This window comes from Vibrio diabolicus (assembly GCF_011801455.1).
Classification (GTDB): Bacteria; Pseudomonadota; Gammaproteobacteria; order Enterobacterales; family Vibrionaceae; genus Vibrio; species Vibrio diabolicus.
The window spans coordinates 1706470-1730641 of sequence record NZ_CP042452.1 but is presented as its reverse complement, the minus strand read 5'-3'; the positions used below and the strand labels follow the sequence as shown (position 1 = coordinate 1730641).

Below are 24172 nucleotides of genomic sequence, written 5' to 3'. Positions count from 1 at the left end.
TCTTGATTTTGGTATCCACCATTTAGTGACGCCAAAAAAACAAAGGGGAAGCGTGATGCTTCCCCTTTTTCATTATGGATGTTTTTAAATGAAACTAGTTTTTCGTTACCGTCACGATTGGCGCCGACTTGTCAGCCGCGTTGAAGTGGAAGTTGTAATTTCCTGCTTCTGCAATCGCAATTTTCAGGTTTGCACTACCGCCACCGACTTCCATCGTTAGCGCTTTACCAAGCTCAACACTGCCTTCGCCACCGAAGTTGGTGTCTGCTGCCCAGTCTGCGCTCGCAACTTTCATCTCGTAGTTGCCCGCCGCTAGGTCAATGTCTAGCGAGTAAACGTCATTTGCTACATAGCTGAACTTCGCAGTTGAGTCTTGCGCTGGAGTATCCCATGTGGTGATAGTGCCACGTAGGTAAAGTGCTGTTTCACCGAACGTTGGTGCATCTGCTGACTTCGTCACTGAAACGACAGGTTTTTCTACGCTTTCATCTTGAACATGTAACGCGTTCAGAGTGAAGTTGTACTTACCAGTTTCAGCGACAGACAACGTACAGTTCCCCGCAGAGCCTAAGTCTAGTGAGCCAGAAGCCAAATCTGCAGCATCACAACCGATGTTTGGATTTGCCCATCCTGAGTCCGCAAATTTGAACTCGTGTTCACCTGCTTCAAGAACGCCAGTTACAGAGTACATGCCGTTGCCAATAAAGGTCATCGCCCAGTCACTGCTATCTGACCACTCGTTCATGGTGCCTTTGACGTAAACCACAGTTTCGCCGTAAGGAGGAATGCTCGATACGTCTTTATTGTCCGTGTTTACTGGTAGGCCTGCACCTTGCGCGCCGTCTTGTGGCTGTACGAATACCGCTGTTGTCAGTGCTGGTACTGTGAACGTTTCATTGGCGAAGCTTGCACCTTTCACGATGTCATCCGCAGAGTTTTGTTGAACTTCATGCAGCTCGAAACCAGTTGCGCCAGCAACTTTGAAAGATTTCTCAGTTGATGTTGAGTTCACAACGGCCACGATTGCATCATAGTTCGAATCCAAATCGGCACCTGCTGATGTGCCATCGTCGATAGACATCACAATCAAGCCTTCTACTTGGTCTTGGCCCACGTTGCGGAAATCAACACGATTCATCACTTCTTGCGCGGTGTCTAAGCGGAACAGTTCGCTTGTACTGCGGATTTTTAGTAGCTCTAGGAATTGTTGCTTAGTCAGCTCGATGTCCGTTGAGTCTGGTTTCGCCGTGCTGTCACCGACGATGGTTTTGATCAACTCCCAGTTTGCACTGTCTTTGTCTTCACGTGGTAGACCAACGTTCCAGTTATTGTCGCTTCCATCGAAGAATACACGGTTGAACCAGTCACCAGAATCGTACGAGTCACGCTGCATTGACTTAGAGCGCAATAGCTCAGAACCCATGTGAATGAACGGAATACCTTGACCTAGCATCACCGTTGATAGTGATACAGACTGCATTCGTGCGCGCTCAGCAGATGAAGTGCCTGTCGCAATCTTGTAAGCGTTGTTGTCCCACAGCGTTTGGTTATCGTGCTTAGACACGTAGGAAATGTTCTCTGATGGCACTTTTGTGTAGCCTGCTGGAGCACCATTGTAATCAACATTTTTACCAAGTTTGGTTTCGCCTTTGTAATCCAGAAGGACGTAGTCAGCTAAGTTACCAGCCATACCTAGACGAACCAGATCTTGGTTGTGTAGACGGCCATTCACAGATTCTGCGTCAGTTTTGGTTTCTTCGTTCGGGTAAGCAGCGTTACCAAAGCCTTGGTTGAAGCGAAGTGGGTGCTTACCTTCAGAATCTACACCTCCATCAAACGGGCTTCCGCCACGAACTGCGTCACGCAGACGATCAGAGAAAGTACCGATTTCTGTCCCCGCCATGTTGACTTGTGTTGCTTGATCGAAGCGAGCGTTTTGCGCGACTTCACCGAAGTCCCAGCCTTCGCCGTAGAATAAAGTATTCGGATCAATTTCACGGACTTTTTCAAGTGCGTAAACCATGACATCTTTCGGCTGGTGGCCCATAAGGTCAAAACGGAAACCATCGACTTTATAGTCATCCGCCCACACCATCAATGAGTCAACCATCAGTTTACCCATCATTAGGTTCTCGGTTGCAGTGTTATCACAACAGGTTGAGTTTTCTACGCCGCCAGTGTTGACGTTTAGGCGGTGGTAGTACCCAGGGACAATTTTATCCAGTACTGATTTTTCGTTCACACCGGATGCATTCGTGTGGTTGTACACCACGTCCATGACCAGTTTCAGATCCATTTTATGCGTCGCTTGCACCATTTCGCGGAACTCAAGAATACGCTTAGACCCGTTAGGATCGGTCGCATAACTACCTTCTGGCACGGTGTAGTGGTATGGGTCGTAACCCCAGTTGAAGCTGTCTAGCATGCGAAGATCGTTCATCAACGCTTGTGCTTTGCCCGTTGTTGGGTCGTAGCTGTTTAATACCTCTTCAATCACTTTGCCGTCGTCTTCGGTCTCACAGATGGACGCTTCTGGCTTGATGCCACAAAGTTTACCCACGGTGTCGGTGATATCGACTCGTTTGTCGGCGTCTTCATCCACGGTTGCAATATCAAATGCTGGTAGGATATGCAGCGTTGTTAGGCCTGCATCTTTTAAGGCTTGTAAGTGAGAAACAGACTCACGCTCAGGTTCTGTAAGCGCCAGATATTTGCCATCAAGACTTGGTGTGCCTTTGCTGTCGTTAAAGCTGAAATCACGAATGTGTGACTCGTAAAGGACGTGGTCTTCGTCTTTTTTAACCGTTGGGCGTGCGTAGTTTTTCCAATCTTGAGGCATTAAGCTTGGATCATCTAAATCAACCACTTGCGAGTATCGTGAGTTCTTAGACAAGCTCATTGAATATGGGTCTGTTACCAAACGCGTTTCAACGACGCCAGTTGTAGGGTGGTACACCTTAACTTGGTAGCGATAGTATTTGTTAACAACATTACTTTGTGCCTCAGAAGCCCAGATACCTGTTGCTGGATCTTCTGTCATTGCAACGGTAGCTTCTTCCGCTAAGTTTTCATCGTAGATTATCAGATCAACATCTTGAGCAGTTGGCGCCCATAGCTTGAAGGTTGCAGCATCGCCTTCCACAATCGCGCCGAGCTCTTGACCAATCGCGTTACCTGCCTTGGAATCTGCAAATACCGCATCCAAAACGCCCGGCTTTTGCACTTCAGTTGCAGAAATGACGTCACCATTCGCGTTGTAAGCTACCATAACGATTTGTGACTTCAGGATCGTGCGTAGGGTCGCGTCATCGACATCAATGCCTGCAGCTTGGAGGCTAGCAAGGTGACGGAAGCGTGATTTCAGACCATCAGATAAATCACCTGCTTTCGTCAACTCAACCGCCGTGCCACCGGAGATTTGCTTGTCTTCATCCATTTTAATGTCGTTGCTGAGGCTGTAGAACAGCTTCATGGAATCCGCATTGGCCGCCGCTTCCCACGCGATGGTGTTGGCATCTAGCCAATGCGCTTTTTGACCATCAATATCAACAGGGCGTTCTTCGATTGGCTCGTAGTAAAGCTCACTGCTGCCGTGGAAGCCAAACAACCCTTTAGATTCGCCGATTTTCGTCAGCTCTACTTTTGAATTTGCACTGCCGAATGCTTTCTCATCGCCTTTGTGCAGAATGAAGTTCATGCATTCGTGTGGGTCAGAGGCATCTGGGTTCACTTTCAGTACGTAATAAGCACCGTAGGTGTCGTTGATGCCATCGAATGGATGCGGTGCCGACCAATCCGTTCCTGTGCCAGGAATGCCCATTGCGTCTAAATCTGTGCTGGTACAGCCTTCACCGTTCCACAGGTGCAAGCCCCAACCTTCGTAGTCGCTGGCCGTTGAAGCGGACGCCACGTCGCGTTTGTAATAAATGACGACCTCGTTCTCTCCCGCAGGGTACAAGCCTGAGCCTGGGTTCGTCGTATCTTCGTTCGTGCTATCACTACCACAACCGCTGATGACTGCGACGGAAATCAAAGGCAGTACGGTTTTGGCAATTGTTGATAATTTAAATGTCTTATTGTCCACGTTTACAAATCCATTGTTATTGAATTGATATTGAGCTGCGCGCTGCCTTCGCTGACTCAGTCATCAAGAAGGTTTCGCACACGCTAGAAAGGCAGATGCCGAAAAAGGAAATGTTCAACTAGATGCTAATACACTGAATCATCAGCAAAATGTGAGAGCAGGCAGTTAAGTTTTTTACAAGTGAAAATTTTCTGTCACAGTCGATTTTGTTCACAAATTAAATAATAAAACAGACGCATAGTGAGAGCTTCTGCACATCATTAAAATGTAAAATTTTATAGGAGGAGCAAGGGGGGATGATAGGGGAGGAGAATATCTCAGCCCCAAAACCGTGACTAAGTTCTATAAAAATCACAGTGATATTTTTCAATTAAAAATAAGTTGCAGTGATATTGCATAAAATACCGCCATTAAGTCTTGGCAAGCTTCAGATTTTCGCTAAGTGGTCGTTATATAATGAAGGTAGTCGGCGTTATGTCGGCGCGTAATCTTAAGATTTCCCTGAGAGGGAGATGAATTGGGCCCTGAAACCAAAAGAGGCTATTTATGAGTAGTATGGGCATTGCCATTGCGGCAACTGGCCTTTCACTCGTCCTGATATTTGTGTGGATGATCTCGTTGTCGATGCGGAAACAGAGACTCGAGGCAGAGAGGAAAGCTCGCGAAGCCGCTTATCGAAAGGCGATGCAAAAAGCGCGAGAGCAAGAGCGTAAAGAGCGTGAGTTCAAAGCAGAAACCGGACATATCCCCACCATTTTATTTCTAGCGAAAGAAGCTGAGAAGGACAACATTCGTCAAGCGCTGTATTGGTATGATAAAGCCGCTAAGTTGGACAATGTGACGGGAATGTACGGTATTGTTCGCTTGAGTGAGCGCATGCGTGAAGATGTGATTTTAAAAGAGCAGGCAAACTTTTGGCGTACCGCCATTGCCGGAATGGAAGGGGATACCGAAGCGAAATTTGCGACAGGCAAAGCGTTGGTTTTTGGCCGCGGAACGGAAAAAAATATTCCCAAAGGTAACCAACTGATTGAAACTGCAGCCGAAGAAGGCTGCATTGATGCCATGCTTTACATGGGTGAATGGCAACTTTCACCAGACAATAGTGCAGGACGCAGTGCAGATGCGCTTTATTGGTTTATGAAAGCGGCTGAAAAAGACAGTGCGGACGGAAAGATCCAAGTTGGCTTATGTTACCTAAATGGTGTTGGTACAGAAAAAAGCATGGTCAAAGGCTGCTATTGGCTTGAAAGAGCCGCAGAAGGTGGCAGCGCCGAGGCGATGTATCATGCTGGCGAAGCGTGGAAGGACAAAGGTAAAACAGGCAATGCGATTGCTTATGTTTGGCTGTTTCTTGCTGCCAATATGGGGTATCAGCCAGCGCGTACGTTGCGTGACGAAGTGGCGACCAATATTGGTGTTGACGTCGTCGTTGGATTGCAATCTATAGCGAAACCGTTGCAAAGAAAGCTGGCGTCAGGGATGGTAAGAAAGCATTCCATTATTCGGGCGCTGAACAAGGTGTACAAACGCGAAGCGTATTTTCCTGCAGAGGAGGAGCTTAACGCGGTGCTGAGTGACGAAAATAAAGACGATGCTAACGCATGGGATGAAGCATCGGCGCCGAACTTCCAGCCAGACATGACCACAGCAACGACGGAAGGGCAGACAACCACATCGTCTACCGAAAAAAAGCTCTCTAAAGAGGCGCTCGATTTCACGCAGAATTTCCTTCAACCATAATTTATCTTATCCATAAGCCTCATAATTGAGGCTTTTCTTTTGCCTTTCTGTCTCAGTATCTCTGTCGATCACAATTACAGACTGTAAACTTATCTAAGCGATTCATTTACTGGACTGCATACTATTTGTTCGATTTTTCAACACATTTTTAGTGCTTCGCTAAGATGGGATATGTTTATCTTCAAATAGAGGGATTTCCCTCTTTATCTACTTCTCCTGTTGGGCTCAAATCAAGTCTCTTCAATTGATAGTAATAATGATTGAAGAGCAATACTTGATGCCCAGAGTAATAGGTGAATAGTATTCATTACTTTATCTAATAATGTAAATTAAAAATTGTATTATAAATCTTAAATTGTGTTTTTATATTTAGGCATGGATTATTGATTTTATAATTAATTAGGCGCAAGATGACGTACAAAATAAAATAGCATAGATAATATGCAGAATTACACTAGGAAGTAACTTTTTCATTACATGTTTCAGCAGAAATGGAGCGAATTAGTTTGCTCTGTTTTTATTTCTATTAGAGATTTGTGTATGTTGAGAATCATTAGTGCAGATAAATTCATCTCTTCAAGATTTATCTTAGAGTACAGTAAGGCTGAGTTCGCTTCTTTATTAGGCGTTTCCGTTGCTAAGATAAGTAATATTGAAAGTGGAAAATCTTCAATCCCCCCGGTGTACGATTACGCCATTAATTATTTACTTAGTGAGCATCCTTTTAAAGATAGTGCAGTTGACGCTTTATGCTCTCACGAAACGTTAAACTTTGCTCGGCGTATTGACGTCAACACCAAAGTAAAGCGCCTGTCCTGCAAGCGCTGCGATAGCCGAAGGCTGCACGTTATGGCAGGAATGAGTGGGTTGTATTTTGTTGAGTGTATGGATTGTAAACATACCATGTACTCGTCAGGCATGTCTGTAAAGCGTTATCAGCAATGGTCGAATGGTGGAGTCAAGCTAGATAGTCATTTATTCAATTAAGTTGTTTTTTCTTTATATCCAAAGTAAAGAGCCATCAATACATGTGTTGATGGCTCTTTTATTATGTGTTTAAATTTGGTTAAAAGTGGAGTGTTTTAAACTGCAATAATATAATTTAACTTATTATATAGTGATGGAAATCTCAAAACTTTATTTTCTTATAATAACCTTCTTTTTAATAATGGGCGTTGTCACATAATTATTGAAGGTTCTTTCCTTTTAGGTGCGTTTCAATATCATTGAGATAGAAGCTGGAAAGTGATGAAAGTCTCTAAATTTTAATTCGATAAAATAAGTCTTTTAAATATGAAAATTTAATCACGAAATTTGTAATTTGAATTTTAAATAAATATTTCGTTTGTAATATCTGTCCTTGTCATTTTTAAAGAACAAAAAGAGATATTTCAAATGAAACGTTTAATTATAGGTGTTAGTAATTACATGCCTGAAGACTTTAGCTTATTAGCTGAATCTTTAGATGAACAATTTAATCGTCACTTACTGCCTTTAGAACAAGTTGAATTAACCGACGTTGGTGCGGCTATTATTACGTCAGCAGACATTAAAGCGGGTCTGCACAGAATGATCTCGGAAACAGGGTACGGAATTCCTGTTTTCTTAGTGACCGATGAAACTCCAGTTTCGGCAGAAGATTACGTTTGGTTAACGGGTGTTATTGATTTAGAAAGACAATCTATCGATTACTACTGCCGTCAAATTAATGAAGCCGTGACTAAATATGAGTGTCGTCTGCTCCCTCCTTTCTTCAAGCAATTAACGCACTACGTTGAGATGGGTAACTCGGCGTTTGACTGTCCAGGGCACCAAGGTGGTCAGTTCTTCAAAAAACACCCTGCTGGTAAACAATTCTACGATTTCTTTGGCGAAAACCTATTCCGTAGCGACTTGTGTAACGCGGACGTGGACTTAGGTGACTTACTGATCCACGAAGGTTCTGCACACCAAGCGCAAGCACACGCTGCAAAAGTATTTAACGCTGACAAAACTTACTTCGTACTCAACGGTACTTCTGCTTCAAATAAAGTGGTGTGTAACGCGCTAGTAACTGAAGGTGATTTGGTATTGTTCGACCGCAATAACCACAAGTCGAATCACCACGGCGCGTTAATCCAAGCGGGTGGTATGCCGGTTTATCTAGAAACGGCGCGTAACCCTTGGGGCTTCATTGGTGGTATGGATGAGCATTGTTTCGATGAAGAGTACATTCGTGCTCAAATCGCGAAAGTATCTCCAGAGCGTGCACGAGATGAACGTCCGTTCCGCCTGGCCATCATCCAGTTGGGTACTTACGACGGTACAATTTATAACGCTCGTTACGTCATGGATAAGATTGGCCACCTTTGTGACTACATCTTGTTTGACTCGGCATGGGTAGGCTATGAGCAGTTCATCCCTATGATGAAAGACTGTTCGCCACTGCTACTGGATCTGAAACCAGATGATGCGGGTGTGATCGTGACTCAGTCTGTTCACAAGCAACAAGCTGGCTTCTCTCAAACGTCGCAAATCCACAAAAAAGACCGCCATATCAAAGGCCAAGCTCGTTACTGCAATCACAAGCGCTTTAACAACGCGTTTATGATGCACGCATCGACATCTCCTTTCTATGCGTTGTTTGCTGCATTGGATGTGAACGCGAAGATCCACGATGGTGAAGCAGGCTTACGTTTATGGAGCGACGCGGTTAAGACAGGTATCGAAGCGCGTAAAGAAATTCTCAAAAGTTGTGAGTTAATTCGTCCGTTCATTCCAAATGAAATTGAAGGTCAACCTTGGGGCAGTTACGACACGGATGTGATCGCGACCAACAAGAAGTTCTTCATGTTCGAGCCAGATGCAAACTGGCACAAGTTTGAAGGTTATGGCGAAGGTCAATACTTTGTTGACCCATGTAAATTGTTGCTAACCACGGCAGGCATTGCCGAAGACGGCAGCTACGCAGATTTCGGTATTCCGGCAACGCTATTGGCGAACTTCCTTCGCGAAAACGGCATCATCCCTGAGAAGTGTGACTTGAACTCCATCTTGTTCCTACTCACTCCAGCCGAAGATATGGGTAAGATCCGTCACCTTGTCGCGCAAATCAACCGATTTGAAAAATTCATTCGTGATGATGCACCTCTCAGTATCGTGCTACCAGGCGTCTACGAAGCGAACAAAGAGCGCTACCGTGGTTACACCATCCGTCAGCTATGTCAGGAAATGCATGACATGTACAAAGAGCTGAACGTGAAACAGCTACAAAAAGCGATGTTCCGCAGTGAATACTTCCCACAAATGGTTCACAAACCAGACGTGGCAACACGCAAATACTTCCGCGGTGAATGCGATTACTTACCACTTAAAGAGGCCGTCGGCCGCGTAGCCGCCGAAGGTGCGCTGCCTTACCCTCCAGGCATTATCTGTGTGATCACTGGTGAAATCTGGACCCAACAGGTGGTGGATTACTTCTTATCTCTAGAAGAAGGCATCAACCGATTCCCAGGCTTCGCGCCAGAAATTCAAGGTGTGTACCTTGAAGATGTCGACGGTCGCACTACCGCACATTGCTATGTCCTAAAAGATTAATCTACCCGTTCGCACCACGCTCTGGCGTCGGTGCGAACCGCTTATTCGTGGAGAATAATTTATGAGTACTGAAACTAAAAAAATGTCGGTGGTGCAGTTAACCATTCTGACGTTCATCAACATGGCTGGCTCCGGTATCATCATGCTGCCAAGTAAACTGGCGCAAGTGGGCACCATTTCTGTGTTGTCTTGGTTGATCACGGCAGCGGGCTCTTTGGCGTTGGCTTATGTGTTTGCAAAATGTGGTCGCTTTAGTAAACGTGATGGCGGTATGAACGGTTACGCGTCTTACGCATTCGGTAAATCGGGTGCGTTTATGGCGGGCTGGACTTACGGTTTGTCGCTCCTTATTGCGAATATTGCGATCGCGATTACCTGTGTGGGTTACGGCTCCGCATTTTTTGAAGTGACCCTATCTCCGGTCGAAACCTGTTTGTACACCATCGCCATTCTTTGGATTTGTACTTTCGCTAACTTCGGTGGTGCGAAAATCACAGGTCAAATCGGTACCTTCACGGTATGGGGTGTGATCCTACCGGTATGTTCGCTAGGTATTGTTGGTTGGTTCTGGTTTAACCCAACCATGTACATCGAAGCTTGGAACCCACACCACCTGCCATTTGGTGAAGCTGTGAGCGCTTCTATTGCCATGACACTATGGGCGTTTCTTGGTCTTGAATCAGCTTGTGCGAACTCTGAAGCAGTAGAAAACCCAGAGAAGAACGTACCAATCGCAGTATTGGGCGGTACGTTGATTGCTGCGGTGGTTTACATTGTATCGACAAACATCTGTTCTGGTATCGTTGCAAACTCTGAGCTTGCCGCTTCTACCGCGCCATTCTCAACCGTATGGTCTGTGATGCTTGGCTCAGCAGCAGGTAAAGCGGTTGCTGGTATGGCGGTATTGGCTTGTGCGGGTTCTCTATTAGGTTGGCAGTTCACTATCGCGTCAGTGTTCAAATCATCTTCTGATGCGGGCTTCTTCCCTAAATTGTTCTCTCAAGTGGACAAACGTGGTACGCCAATCAAAGGTATGGTGGCCATCACGGTTATCCAATCGGTGCTGTCTTTAATGACTATTTCTCCAACGCTGAACGAGCAGTTCGAAGCGCTGGTTAACCTAGCGGTAGTAACGAACGTTATTCCTTACATCCTATGTATGGGCGCAATTTTCATCATGCAGCAAGTGGCGCACGTGCCAGAGCGCGAGATGAAAACCACCAACATTATCGCTCTGATTGGTTCCCTATACAGCTTCTACGCGCTATATGGTTCTGGCTACGAAGCGATGATGTGGGGCTCAATCGTCACCTTCCTAGGCTGGAGTGCTTACGGTCTGATTGCTGCCAAGCATGAGCCTTTAGCAAATTAAAAAATAATGAAAGAGCCTTCCCAAACGCGGTGTGGAAGGCTCTTTGTTTTTAGGCGCTTATGCCAAGCCCAAGTCAGAACAAGGCTCTTGGGAATAAATATCCAATGATGTGAAAACTCATTTTCGACATTTGGAGGACGAAAGATGATAAGTCAACCTGTTAAAATCGGTGACGATACCGCCGTAGTCATTCCAAGCGTAATCCTGACTCAACTCGGGATAAGGGAAGGAGATACCCTAGAAATCGCACTGAATAAAGACAAAATGGAAATCAAGAAGATGGTGTTGAAAACCAGCGCTCCAACTTACTCTGAAGAAGTTAACGAGAATTGAGTTAGAGAATCTTGGTTTGTCGGATACACTACTGGTTTCGCAAAACTGGCGCTTGCCGCTGTCTTTGAACTATCGATAACAACAATAAGAGGTAAGGTACTATGCAAGGTATCCTCTCTATACAATCTCATGTTTCTTTTGGTCATGCTGGTAACAGCAGTGCCGTTTTCCCAATGCAACGCATGGGCTTCGAAGTATGGCCGATTCATACCGTTCAATTTTCTAACCACACGCAGTATCAAGAAGGCTGGACTGGGCGAGCGTTTGCGGCTGAAGACATCAGCGAGTTAGTTCGTGGTCTTAGTAACATCGGTGCATTGGAAAAGTGCCAAGCGGTGTTGACGGGCTACCAAGGCAGCGCAGAGCAGTGCCTTGCTGTTGAAGAAACCGTGACGAAGGTGAAGCAAGCGAACCCGAAGGCACTTTATGTTTGCGACCCTGTGATGGGCGCGCCAGACAAAGGCTGCATTGTAGCTCCGGGTATTGCTGAAAATCTTCTGACTCGTTTGATGCCAATGGCGGACGTGATCGTGCCTAACCAGTTCGAGCTAAGCCAATTTTCAGAGATGGAAATCCACTCACTAGACGATGCGATCACCGCATGCCAACGTGCACTAGCGAAAGGTCCAAAAATAGTGCTAGTGAAGCACCTTTACTGCCTAGAGAATGGCAGCTTCAACATGTTACTGGCAACGCAAGAAGGCATTTACTTAGCGAAGCGTCCTCAGTTTGAGTTTGCCAAACAGCCTGTGGGTGTGGGTGATCTTATCTCGGCTATCTTCACCGCTGGATTATTGAAGGGGTGGTCTCCTAAGCAAGCTTTCCAACACTGCCATGACGCGTGCTACGGGGTATTAAGCGCCACTTACCATGCAGGGGAGTGGGAGCTGCAAACTATCGCGGCACAGCAAGAGTTTGTTGAGCCAAGTAAGCATTTCTCAATTGAAGAGGTGGCTCTGGCCACCGCGTAATTGAGCGCAAATAATTAGTATATAAAAAAGGGGAGCCATCATCGGCTCCCCTTTCTATTTATTCTGTCAGTCTTACTGAGCTTTTTGCTGTTCTGATTTACAAACTGCTGCTGTGAAGACAACGTCTGTTGAACTGTTTAGTGCAGTTTCAGCAGAGTCTTGAATCACGCCGATGATGAAGCCAACCGCTACAACCTGCATTGCTACGTCGTTTGAGATACCAAACAGACCACACGCAAGTGGGATAAGTAGTAGCGAGCCACCTGCAACACCTGATGCGCCACATGCAGAAACCGCAGCCACAATACTGAGCAGTAGCGCAGTCAGTAGATCAACTTCAATACCCATAGTGTGCACAGCTGCAAGCGTTAGCGTTGTGATAGTGATTGCAGCACCAGCCATGTTAATGGTCGCACCTAGTGGGATAGATACTGAGTACGTATCTTCGTCCAGTTTTAGCTTCTCACATAATGCCATGTTTACTGGGATATTCGCCGCACTTGAACGAGTGAAGAACGCGGTTACACCACTTTCACGTAGGCAACGGAATACAAGTGGGTAAGGGTTTTGCTTAGTTTTAACGAACACGATCGCCGGGTTTACAACGAGTGCGATGATCATCATTGCGCCAAGAAGAACCGCCAGAAGGTGTGCGTAGCTTGCTAGTGCGCTAAAGCCTGTTGTTGCGAACGTTGAAGCAACCAGACCAAAGATACCAAATGGTGCAAGACGAATGATAAAGCGAACAATGTGAGACACGCTGTGGCTGAGATCTTCAAACACGGCTTTCGTTGTTGCAGATGCGTGGTGTAGCGCAAGACCCAGACCCACACCCCAAGCAAGAATGCCAATGTAGTTTGCTTCTACTAGTGCATTTACTGGGTTGTCGACCAGTTTAAACAACAGTGTGCGTAGAATTTCAGCAATACCTTGAGGCGGCGTTGCACCTTCAGCGCCGGTGACAAGCGTTAAATTGGTCGGGAAAAGGAAGCTTAGAACCACTGCTGATAGCGCCGCGAAGAACGTACCCATCAGGTACAGTACAACGATTGGACGCATGTACGTGTGCTGGTTTTTCTTTTGGTTCGCAATTGAAGCGGCAACCAAAATAAACACAAGGATTGGCGCGATCGCTTTAAGAGCACCAACAAAAAGGCTACCAATTAATCCTGCACTTTCGGCATGGCTTGGGGAAATTGTGGCGAGCAAAATACCAAAGACAATACCGACAAGGATCTGGACGACGAGGTTACCACGAGCAAATCGGGCAACGAGGCTGTTGTGTTGCATACATCATTCCTGCAATTTTATGCCAGAGCGAGCAGGGCAATAGTCCATCATTACACGGCGATAATGCCCTTGTATTGCAAGGGGTGAGCATTGCTTCTGGTCACTAAGACACATGATTATCAATTATCCTGTTTTTATAAATTCAGCCATTTTCTTGCTGAATATCACATATCTTAGCTTGGTAATATTTTGTGTCTAGTTTTAGTTTGTTTTTGGATTAAATGTTTGCTCAATGTTATTTAAATAAGATTTTTATGTTGAAAATTATCATTAGTTATGAGTAATGGTTTTTAATAAAGTTGTTAAAAAGGAGACTTTCGTCTCCTTTGATTTTATTGACAACTCAAACGTAACAAATCAATAACTTTGTTGGCGCCTGCGCTTATCACTCATGGCATTTCGAGTGAGTTTCCCGAACTGTCGACTTTGAGCTCGTTGTTCTGCCAAAGTCGCGCCGTTAAAGGCTTGTTCTCGCAATAGTTTTTGATAGTTATTGAAACGACGAACCTCCAGTTTGCCATTTTCAATCGCAGCTTGAACTGCGCAACCCGGCTCAGTTTGATGCTGGCAATCACCAAAGCGACAACGCTGAGCGAGAACCTCAATGTCAGAAAATGCCTCACTGACGCCCACTTCGCAGTCTGCTAGTTGAAGCTCGCGCATTCCCGGAGTATCAATCAAGATGCCGCCATCAGGTAATAGATGGATAGAGCGAGATGTGGTTGTATGTCGCCCTTTGCTATCGTCTTCACGAATATGCCCAGTCGCCTGTTCTTGCTGCCCGAGTAATGCATTCACAAGAGTTGATTTGCCAACGCCTGAAGAACCGATAAAAGCGACGGTTTGCCCCTCATTACACCAACTCATGAGCTTAGAAGTACTTTCTGCATCTAAGCCGTTGACCGTCTCAATGACTAGCAGAGGGTCTAGCTTCTGTACTTGGCTTTTGAGTTCATTGACGTCGTCACACAAATCGGCTTTGGAAAGGACGATGACGGGTTCGACTTCGGCTTCATGAGCCAAGGCGAGATAGCGTTCAATACGACTTAAATTGAAGTCGTCGTTAAGGGAACAGACGATAAAAACGGTATCCACATTTGCGGCGATGAGTTGCTCTGCCACTTTGCTGCCCGCTGCTTTGCGGCTAAAGAGGCTCAAGCGATCCAGTAAGCGAACAAATTGCTGATCGTCATTTAAGATAACCCAGTCTCCGACGGTCATATTGGGTAGAGAGTGGTGGGCATTGAGGTGGACTTGCCCCGTTTCTGTCGCCAATAGGTAACCACTTCGGTGATGCGCAATCACACGTGCAAAGATAGTGTCGTCGTAATCGTCTAGTGTCAGTTGTTGCGGAAAAAATGGTTTCCAACCCAATCGTTTTAGTGGGTTTGAAGTTGAAATTAATGTGTCACAAAAAGTATGTGTTTGATTCATTGTTGAATTATCCCAGACGCAAAAAAGCGCCTTAATACAAATCGCATTAGGGTCTAATTCGGATAGAGTTGACCCCGGTGAAGACCGGGCAGAGAAGGGGAGTTGTGGCTATGCCACGTAATTGGTGCGGTTACCCTTGCGATGCCCAGTTAGTGTTATTCAATACAATCATCATGTGTCCTCTTCGTTGGTTAATAAATAAGTGAATTAATTAAGCCAAGAGAGTATAGCCGCCCTTTTTCTTAGAGGGTAGCTATACTGCGAAAATATTAGCTTTGTTTGTTGATGCGCTCTTCCATTATCTGCGAATACGTGTTGGCTTTTAAGCCGTATATGATTTGGACATGACGCTCATCCAATATCACGACGCCATGTGCGCCATGATTTTTGAGTGCATTTTTATCGATGATGGACGTCGTTCTAAGGGTAAGACGCAGCCGAGTCGCGCATGCCCCAGTTTCTAGCAGGTTTTCTATCCCCCCAATGGCGTCAATGATCGTATCGACGTCTTGTTCGACATTGGGGTTGGTTTGAGTTAGGAAACTGAAAAACTGTTTCAGCAATGACTTAACTGTCATTTGAGGAGCCTTCAGTTGTCAGTTTTGAAATGGCTTCAACAATCGGTGCCGGCGAGAGTGTATGCGGTACCTTGGTGATTAACGTGCCATCCGGCTTCAAGAAGTAAAAGTAAGAGCTGTGATCAAGCGTGTATTTGAGCTCCGAGCCTTCCAATTCGGTTTTGCGGAAAATAACACCATAGTTGTGTGCCAAAGGTGTGGTTACATCAAGCGGTGCCGATAGGCCTTCAATCATTGGATGGAAGTAATGGGCATATTTCGCCGAGGCATCGGCCTCATCACGCTCTGGATCTAAAGAAATGAACATTGGGCGCAGTTGCGCTTTTTGCGCTTCATCGATCTGATTTAGGGCTCCTGCCAGCATAGCAAGCGAAGTTGGGCAAACATCTGGGCAGCGAGTAAAGCCAAAATAGACGACTCGAATGCGAGGGTCATTCACATCGAAGATATTGACGGCTTGGTTATTTTCCCCAAACAATACCGTTTGTTGAGAGGTGGAACTATCCACTTGCTCTGGCTTCGTTTTCTGATTATCTAAATAGCTTTTTACGCCAAACCCGAGGGCGAAAGCAACTACGAGAAATAGGGACCAATTGCGGCTCATAACGATTCCTTATCTTTGCATTTTTATAGCAGGGTAAACGGTACTCTCTCCATCACTGAGTTCACCAACCCAGGTCATGGCGTCTTGAGTGCAAACCGGCAGAATAATGTCACCTTGATATCGACCGGGAGCGACTTGCTTCAGTAAAAACTTGGGTTCTCCCATCTCCATTTCTCTTCCTGAAAGGCTTAGGACTAGTTGCTCAGCATCGCTTGTGCGCCACTCAACATTCAGAGTTGTAGGGACCAAGGGTTGAGCAGTATCTGCGTTGAGCGTCATCGTAACATTCTCTTGAACGCACGAGGCAGTAGAGAGAAAGCAATACTCATCTATCGGTTTGATCGGAGTGGATGAAGAAAAGCTTTTTAGTAAAGTCGGGGCATAAAATCCCGCAATCAGTGCGGCTGAAACAGCGGCGATTTGTAACACTTTCATTAAGGTTCAGCATTTATCACTTAACATTACCTGCATCGTAGCACAGAAGCGTCATTCGCCAACTCGTGGCCTAGATAAATTGTGCGTTGTGCCTCGATGACAGAGATCAAAATAACCGCGCGGTGTAGGGGTTGTTGAATCAAGCCCATAAAGATTTTCAATTGCGATGATTTTCTCTTTGCCAACAAACAAGAACGAAGCCAATTGGCTCCGTTCTTGTTTGTTGATTCCGTATTGATTTGATACCGCAGTTACTTGTCTGAATCTGCAAATTTTTCGAGACTCAAAACCAGCGCAATGGCAGCAAGCATCATCACAACGGCAAGCACTAACTGAGAAGGTTGTGATGTCACGTGTTCAAATTCAAATGGTGATAGGTTGTGTTGTAGCAAGGGCACTTGCTCACCCTTGGAATTGGTACGCCAAGTGATGGTTTCTTTCCAAGGCCAAATTTTTGGTAACGTACCAATCATTAAGCCTGTCAAAAACATCAGAGTGAAATCGCGGAACTTGCGTAGTAACCACGACAATAGATGCGAAAAGGACAGCAAACCAATCACACAACCTGACAAAAACAGCGCCAATGTATCGACTTGGAAACCTTTCACGGCGGCTAATACTGGCGCATACATCCCAATCAATAACAAGATAAAGCTGCCAGAGATGCCCGGTAAGATCATCGCGCAAATCGCGATAGCACCAGCGAACAATGTGTTAATGGCCGTTGGTTCCATGTGCAGAGGTTTAAGCACGGTGATGCTGTAAGCAAACCCGACACCAACAAGTAAAGTCACGAAGCGGATAAGATCACGTTGTTCAACCTGACGAATAATGTGATAGACCGATACCAAAATCAGACCAAAGAAAAATGACCAAAGTGGGATGGGGTGTGTGTCAAGAAGCCAAGTGATCAACTTTGCTAGCGTAGCAATGCTGGTGAAAATACCGGCAAACAGAGCGATAAGGAAGAAACCGTTGATGTGATTAAAGGCGGCTTTAACCCCTTTTTTTCGCCAAATAGAGAAAAGTGATGGGTTAATGCGTCGAATGCTCTCAAGCAGCGTATCGTAAATGCCGGTGATAAACGCGATGGTGCCGCCTGATACGCCAGGAACAACATCTGCTGCGCCCATGGCGATTCCTTTGAAGAAAGTAATTAAGTAGTTCATTGCTCTAATGCTAAGTCGTTTCGATGGCACAGAGTATACAAACATTGCGACGAAAAAAGTATGAAATAGTGCTGTAGCTACTGGGTTTTATATCCAAGTAATTGCTTATTTTTGTTACAGGTTATGAGGTGATTCCAATGCAACGATCTCTTAATATTTGGTTTACATTATTGAGATGATTAACTGTACTATCAATGGCTACGTTTGTTGCATTATGCAAATGCAATTTGATAATTAAATTTGCGTTTTGCTAAATTTTATATAGACAAATTCACTTTATATGAGATCCTGTGCCCAAAAATAAGTCTTTGCATTTTGGCATGATTAATGCATAATACTGCTCGACCCTTCTTAAGCCGAGGGTCACCTAGCCAACTGACGTTGTTAGTGAATACAATTTGTTCACACTAAATATAAGCCAATCGCGATTATTGCGGTTGGCTATTTTTTTATATGAACAACGTTACTTACGTGCTTTGCAAATTGCACTTCCCTCGTTCTAGACTCATAAAAAAGGGCTGACTCATCACGCCAACCCCTTGTATTTCACTTTAGGTTTTAATCTGTTTTCTCGAGCTGATCAGTACCCCATCAACTGGAGTAAATTTTCAGCTGTCACAATGGCTTCTTTACGATTGGCGATATTGAGCTTTTGGTACAAGTTGCGAATGTGGGTTTTAATCGTGGTGCCTGCCACATCAAGCTCTTGCGCGATTTGCTCATTACTGAAACCAGAATAAATCAAACCAAGCACCTGCCACTCACGTTGAGTCAGTGGGCTTGTGCGAACCAGTTCCGGTACGTTAGGGTGGTTTACCAGCTTCTCAATGAAGTCTTCATCAAAGTGAATAGAGCGGCTGCGCTGATTGGAGGAAATATCCTTCATCAATTGTTGAGCGCGGTGACGTTCTAGATCGCCTAACTCATGGCGGAGGCTTAACTTCTCCAGTAGTCCGCCAATGGTGGCGCCATCAATGAGGAAATTACCTACCATCCCCGTCTGGTTTGTCATCACTAACGCTTCTTTTAGCAATGCTTTTGCTTGCTCTTCGTCTTTTTGGCGAGCAGCAAACACCGCTTCGACCACTAAGTTGCGATTAGTATCTGTGATCAGGTTGGTTCGACGAGCTTCACTTTGGAGGAAATCCAATGCTGTGCGCGCTTCGGTATATTGACCTAAGTTGATGTGTGCGCGTGCAATGTTACGCCATTGCAATTGTGAAAAGTGGTTGCATGCCGATTCAGGACGAACCGCAGTGTTGAGCCATTCTTGCATTGCATCGGTATTCCCGCGCGCTTGCCAAAACAGGATCAACGATAGTGAAGCGTTTGCTGTCCAATCTACGTGGTAAGTTGACTGTTTCATCAAGTGTTGGATATGCTCAATGAATTTACCAGCTTTGTCTAGCTCGCCACGGCCAACCGCAATACGCGCCAGCATCGAGTAGCTGTGTAAGTGCTTACTTGGCGAATGGTTTTCGAGAATTTGTAGACCTCGGTAGGCACATTCCTCTGCTTCATCAAGTCGGTTCCAGCACCAAAGCACTTGCGCACGAATACGCAGCAAAAACTCGTGCAGAGGAACATGTTGAAGTTGCTGATCTTCAATCAAACGGAATGCGGAATCTTGCAGCTCAAAGGCGGCTTGTACGTAACCTTGCGCAATCAAAATCTCGCTTTGTTGTAAAATCGCCCATAACGCTTGGTGGTAAACTTGGTACTGACGAGCCAGCTTCTCGGTTTGTTGCATCATTGGTAACGCGCGGTCGAGTTTACCTAGTACGTGGTTGACTTCGCCAACAACCGAAGTCGCCACAATGCGGCTACGATAAATCGTGTTATCAAGTTGGCTAAGTGCTAGCTCCGCTAATTCGAGTGCTTTCTCTGGCTGGTTGCTGTTGATAGCCACTTGAGCAAGTAGCGCGTTTGCTTGACCTTGATAATGAATATCTAACTCAATGTTACGCTTTTTATGCTCCTCTTCCGCTTCTTCAAGCAGGTGGCCTACTTGGTTATAACGATGCTGACTTTGAGCCAACCAAGCTCGGAGCATCGTAAGTTTTGGGTGGCTGAACAGAAGCTCAGCATCCAACTTATTAATTGAGCTTTCCAGTGTGCTGAGCTCGCCTTGGTTAAACATCTTCCAGCCGAATTCGTTTAGAATTTCTACCACCAAGTCTTTATCGTTCGACTTTTGTGCATGGTGAATCGCTTGGTGCGGTGCTTTTTGTTGTAACCAGGCAACAGCTGCATTGCGGTGAAGATCTTTTTCTTGCTGAGGAATACGCGCTTGGCGCTCATGAGACAAAAACTCGCCAAATAAGTTATGGAATCGGAACCAGTTTTGCTCCCCTTCGAGTGGGTAGATGAATAAGCCGTAGCGGTTTAATGATTCGATCAAACCAAGCGCATCTTCGCGTTGGGTGAGGGCAAACACCAACTCATCATTGAAGTGGTCAAGCACGGAAACTTGCATCAAGAAATGACGAGTTTCGTGATCGAGTAGGTCAAATACTTCTTCGACCAGATAATCCCACAAATGCGCGTGATTGAACTGTGATACTGACTCTACGGTTTGCGCCAATGTGCGGTTTTGATGCTGCGCTTGTAACGCGATCAACTGCATCGCCGATGGCCAACCTTCCACATAGGTTCTGAGGTTGTTTGCCATGTCTTCGTCGATGCCATCGGCAATACGCTGATTAAAGAAGCGAGTCGTTTCTTCGGTATCGAACGCCAACATCTCGTTGCCTATTTCGATCATTAAATCACGAACACGTAAGTTTGCAGTACCCAGAGGCGGCGCTGCACGACTTGTTACCACAACGGTGAGGTTGTCTGGCATGTGTTTTAAGAAGAAACGCATGGATTCATGAATTTCATCGTTGGTGATCAAGTGATAGTCATCTAGCACCACGTAGCACTCTTGATGAAAATCAGCCATTTCCGCGAACACTTCGCTGAATAAAGAACGTAGAGAAGAGATCTGGCGTTTTTCCGCCAGTTTTTGTGCGTTAGAGCAACTGAAGTTGGTGGCTTTGTTTAATGCTTGAAGCAGGTAATTTACAAAGCGAAAGCCGTCGTTATCGCTGTCATCAATGCTGTACCAGCCGACGTTTGGTTTATCGGATAGCCACTGTGCTGCCATGGTGGTTTTTCCGTAACCTGCTGGGGAGCGGAATAAAACCAATTTGTAGTAAGGCGCTTGCTGTAGTAAGTCCAACACTCGTGGGCGCACGATGGCATTGTGCAGGCGTCCTGGTCGAGTAAGCTTAGATGGAATCCACATTAGTAATTATGTCCTTATTTATGTATACCCAAGTGATTGCGACGTGATCATTTCAGTAAGGCCCCCTCGAAAGCTTCGTCTTACTGAATGATGTCATCAGCATCAAAAACTGCTTGAATGCCGGTTAATGTCGCCTCTTGTTGGGGCTTGCATCCGTCTGAAAAACCATTCCATACGGTCACTTAGATATAAAAGCTAGCGAAAACTAGAAATAACTCACACCGCCTAATTCTAGTTTGTATAAAAAGCGTACAATCCTGTGAGCCGTGTGGGATGGTACGACATCAGAAATGTCCGTTACTTTGATCCACTTCCTAATTCTCAAGGGTTGATGGATTTACCATCAACTACGCCCTTTATTTGTGATTCTTGTCACTTAAATATCTTTTGTGTCGAGTGTATTAAGATCTCGTTGCACATCGATTATGAAAAATCTTTTCATGTTAACCAAGTTAATGTGACCAATATTACAATTTTCACATCATCAGATGAGTGGGCTATAAAAAGCGTCATGAACGGGTTTTAACCTTTCTCATATTCCATTGTGATCAAAATCACTAAGAACTGAAGCAAAGTTCACTTTGTTGAGATTTGGATCACTAACCTAGCAATGGTACCCCTCTACGCCCTCAGCCCTCCTCCTTCAAAGGAGGAGAATTAGGAGGATGTTTATTCACAGAGGTAAATGCACGATGTATGGCAGATGAATTACCAAAAGACGTGAGAATTTCGTAATGAAACCTACTCAACAAAAACAATTTGACAAGAAGTCGTTCCAAGAAAGCGTAAAGAAACACCTATCTGTAACTTACGCTCACACGATTGAAAACGCAGACAGCCGAGCTTGGTACCTAGCAATGGGTCATGCACTGGCTGAGTTCACTACTTTAGATTTGCTTGCTACTGAAGAAGATCCACGCATTAAAAGTGCGAAGAGCGTTAACTACCTTTCGCTAGAGTTCCTTATCGGTCGTTTGACGGGTAACAACCTAATCAGCATGGGTCTGTACGAACAAGTAACAGAAGCAATGGCTGAACTGGGTTACAACCTAACTGACCTGCTAGAAGAAGAACGTGACCCATCATTGGGTAACGGTGGTCTTGGTCGTCTAGCGGCATGTTTCATGGATTCATGTGCGGCGCAAGAATTCCCAACCGTCGGTTACGGCTTGCACTACGAATACGGTTTGTTCAAACAGTCTTTTAAAGATGGTCGCCAGCAAGAAGCACCTGACGCATGGCGTGGTGTAGAAGGCTACCCTTGGGAAATTGCTCGTCCAGAACTCGCACAAGAGATCGGTTTCTACGGTCACGTTGAAGTGGTTAACGAGAACGGCAAAGAAGTTCGCAAATGGGTTCCTGGCATGTCTGTAAGAGCAATGCCTTGGGATCTACCAATCGTGGGTTACGAATCAGACACGGTTTACCCGCTACGTCTTTGGGAATGTCAGGCAATTGCACCATTCTCGCTAGCAAGTTTTAACAACGGTGACTACTTCGAAGCGCAGCACGCACTGATCGACGCGGGCAACATCACTAAAGTGCTTTACCCGAATGACAACCACGAGAAAGGTAAAACACTGCGTCTAATGCAACAGTACTTCCACTCAGCTGCGTCTGTACGTGACATCCTACGTCGCCACGAAGCAGCTGGCTACTCGCTAGCGGATCTACCGAAGCAAGAGACTATTCAGCTGAACGATACGCACCCAACGATTGCGATTCCTGAGCTAATGCGCATCCTGATGGACGAAAAAGGTCTTACTTGGGAAGCGGCTTGGGAGATCAGCTCTCAAACATTTGCGTACACAAACCACACGCTACTTCCAGAAGCACTAGAGACATGGCCAGAGTCGCTAATTCAGCACCTACTACCACGTCACATGGAGATCATTTACGAGATCAACCACCGCTTCCTACAAGACGTACGTGCAATGTGGCCGGGTGATGTCGCGAAACAACAGAAGCTTTCTATCATCGAAGAAGGTTTCCATCGCATGGTTCGCATGGCAAACCTATGTGTAATTGGCTCTTACGCAGTAAACGGTGTAGCGGCGCTTCACTCTGAATTGGTTAAGAAAGACCTATTCCCAGAGTTCCACGAAATGTACCCAACACGTCTACACAACGTAACGAACGGTATTACGCCACGTCGTTGGTTGAAGTTCTGTAACCCAGGTCTTTCTAAGCTAATCACAGAGAAAGTCGGTCCAGAATGGCCTGCGAAACTAGAGCAACTAGAAGGCATCGCTAAGTACGCCACTGACGAGAAATTCCAGAAAGAATTCATGGCAGTGAAGAAAGAGAACAAAGAACGCCTAGCTAACTGGGTGAAAGAGAACATGGGTATTGAACTCGATACTAATGCGATCTTCGATGTTCAAATCAAGCGTCTGCACGAGTACAAGCGCCAGCACTTAGACCTTCTACACGTACTGTCTCTGTACCATCGCATTATTAACGAACCAGGCTTCGAATGTGTGCCTCGCGTTGTGTTCTTCGCAGCGAAAGCGGCACCGGGTTACCACCTAGCGAAAGAAATCATTTTCGCTATTAACAAGATTGCTGAGAAAGTGAACAACGACCCTCGCATCGGCAACAAGCTGAAAGTGGTCTTCATTCCTGATTACCGCGTGAGTATGGCTGAAATTATTATTCCTGCGGCGGACGTATCACAACAAATTTCACTTGCGGGTAAAGAAGCATCAGGTACTGGTAACATGAAGATGGCGCTTAACGGTGCCCTAACGATCGGTACGATGGATGGTGCTAACGTTGAGATTCGTGAAGAAGTAGGCGATGAGAACATCTACATCTTCGGTCTAGACGTTGAAGGTGTGAAAGCGCTGAAAGCTCAAGGTTACAACCCATTTGATTACTACAATGCGGATCACCTACTCAAAGCGTCTATGGACCTACTACTGGGTGAAGAATTCACTCCAGGTCAACCAGGCTTACTGCGTGCAACGTACGACAGCCTACTAGATGGTGGTGACCCGTACTTATGTCTTGCGGACTTCGCATCTTACGTGAAAGCGCACGAAGACATGAGCGAACAATACAAAGACCAAGCTGGCTGGGCGAAGAAAGCCATTCTTAATACCGCCCTTGTCGGCAAGTTCACCTCAGATCGCTCAATTCGCGACTATGTGAACAACATCTGGAAACTAAAAGCGGTTCACCGTTAATAGAACAGAGTTAAGACCAAGGTAGCCAAGCGCTACCTTTGGTCCTTTTCCAAAAGAAGTTATTGATAACAATAAAACCCTACATGGAAGGTGTTGGTATTACCTT

General features: G+C 45.6%; 15 protein-coding genes. 7 read left to right on the top strand and 8 right to left on the bottom strand.

Annotation, left to right across the window (positions count from 1 at the left end; all coding sequences use genetic code 11):
* Positions 1–94: 94 nt before the first annotated feature.
* Positions 95–4084, bottom strand: a complete 3990-nt coding sequence (gene pulA, locus FR741_RS23030; protein ID WP_167427803.1) for a pullulanase-type alpha-1,6-glucosidase — start codon at positions 4082–4084, stop codon at positions 95–97.
* A 546-nt stretch (positions 4085–4630) separates the two neighbouring features.
* Here pulA and FR741_RS23025 point away from each other — a divergent pair.
* The 6 genes from FR741_RS23025 to pdxY all read left to right on the top strand — a co-directional run bounded on the left by FR741_RS23025 (position 4631) and on the right by pdxY (position 12079).
* Positions 4631–5827 (top strand): tetratricopeptide repeat protein, encoded by a 1197-nt coding sequence (locus tag FR741_RS23025; protein ID WP_046875696.1) that lies wholly within the window; start codon positions 4631–4633, stop codon positions 5825–5827.
* 540 nt (positions 5828–6367) lie between these two features.
* Positions 6368–6814 carry a helix-turn-helix domain-containing protein gene (locus FR741_RS23020; RefSeq protein WP_031780583.1) on the top strand — a complete coding sequence of 149 codons (447 nt, stop codon included), beginning with the start codon at positions 6368–6370 and terminating at the stop codon, positions 6812–6814.
* A 408-nt stretch (positions 6815–7222) separates the two neighbouring features.
* Positions 7223–9403, top strand: a complete 2181-nt coding sequence (speF, locus tag FR741_RS23015) for an ornithine decarboxylase SpeF (protein ID WP_069528156.1) — start codon at positions 7223–7225, stop codon at positions 9401–9403.
* Between the two features lie 61 nt (positions 9404–9464).
* Positions 9465–10775 carry a putrescine-ornithine antiporter gene (potE, locus tag FR741_RS23010; protein WP_005396773.1) on the top strand — a complete coding sequence of 437 codons (1311 nt, stop codon included), beginning with the start codon at positions 9465–9467 and terminating at the stop codon, positions 10773–10775.
* A 144-nt stretch (positions 10776–10919) separates the two neighbouring features.
* Entirely contained in the window at positions 10920–11108 is a 189-nt protein-coding gene (locus FR741_RS23005) for an AbrB/MazE/SpoVT family DNA-binding domain-containing protein (RefSeq protein ID WP_005396772.1), read from the top strand.
* A 101-nt stretch (positions 11109–11209) separates the two neighbouring features.
* Entirely contained in the window at positions 11210–12079 is an 870-nt protein-coding gene (gene pdxY / locus FR741_RS23000) for a pyridoxal kinase PdxY (protein ID WP_167427802.1), read from the top strand.
* Between the two features lie 72 nt (positions 12080–12151).
* On the opposite strand, the gene sstT is transcribed toward pdxY, so the two are convergent.
* The 7 genes from sstT to malT form a co-directional block, all read right to left on the bottom strand.
* Entirely contained in the window at positions 12152–13369 is a 1218-nt protein-coding gene (gene sstT / locus FR741_RS22995; RefSeq protein ID WP_005396770.1) for a serine/threonine transporter SstT, read from the bottom strand.
* Between the two features lie 357 nt (positions 13370–13726).
* Entirely contained in the window at positions 13727–14803 is a 1077-nt protein-coding gene (gene rsgA / locus FR741_RS22990) for a ribosome small subunit-dependent GTPase A (protein WP_167427801.1), read from the bottom strand.
* A gap of 269 nt (positions 14804–15072) precedes the next feature.
* The gene (locus tag FR741_RS22985) at positions 15073–15381 is read right to left on the bottom strand and encodes a PTS transporter subunit EIIB (protein ID WP_005396768.1); all 309 of its coding nucleotides are present in this window, start codon (positions 15379–15381) and stop codon (positions 15073–15075) included.
* Positions 15371–15985, bottom strand: a complete 615-nt coding sequence (locus tag FR741_RS22980) for an SCO family protein (protein WP_006740812.1) — start codon at positions 15983–15985, stop codon at positions 15371–15373. The genes FR741_RS22985 and FR741_RS22980 overlap by 11 nt, the downstream gene beginning before the upstream one ends.
* 9 nt (positions 15986–15994) lie before the next feature.
* A complete protein-coding gene (locus FR741_RS22975; protein WP_167427800.1) occupies positions 15995–16420 on the bottom strand; it encodes a hypothetical protein in 426 nt (141 codons plus the stop codon).
* Positions 16421–16671: 251 nt separating this feature from the next.
* Positions 16672–17589 (bottom strand): DUF368 domain-containing protein, encoded by a 918-nt coding sequence (locus FR741_RS22970; RefSeq protein ID WP_041853110.1) that lies wholly within the window; start codon positions 17587–17589, stop codon positions 16672–16674.
* A gap of 580 nt (positions 17590–18169) precedes the next feature.
* Positions 18170–20878, bottom strand: coding sequence for an HTH-type transcriptional regulator MalT (gene malT, locus FR741_RS22965; RefSeq protein WP_104972957.1), 2709 nt, complete (start codon positions 20876–20878; stop codon positions 18170–18172).
* Between the two features lie 734 nt (positions 20879–21612).
* Here malT and FR741_RS22960 point away from each other — a divergent pair.
* On the top strand, positions 21613–24066 hold the full coding sequence (locus FR741_RS22960; protein WP_005396762.1) for a glycogen/starch/alpha-glucan phosphorylase: 2454 nt from the start codon (positions 21613–21615) through the stop codon (positions 24064–24066).
* The last annotated feature ends 106 nt before the right edge of the window (positions 24067–24172 follow it).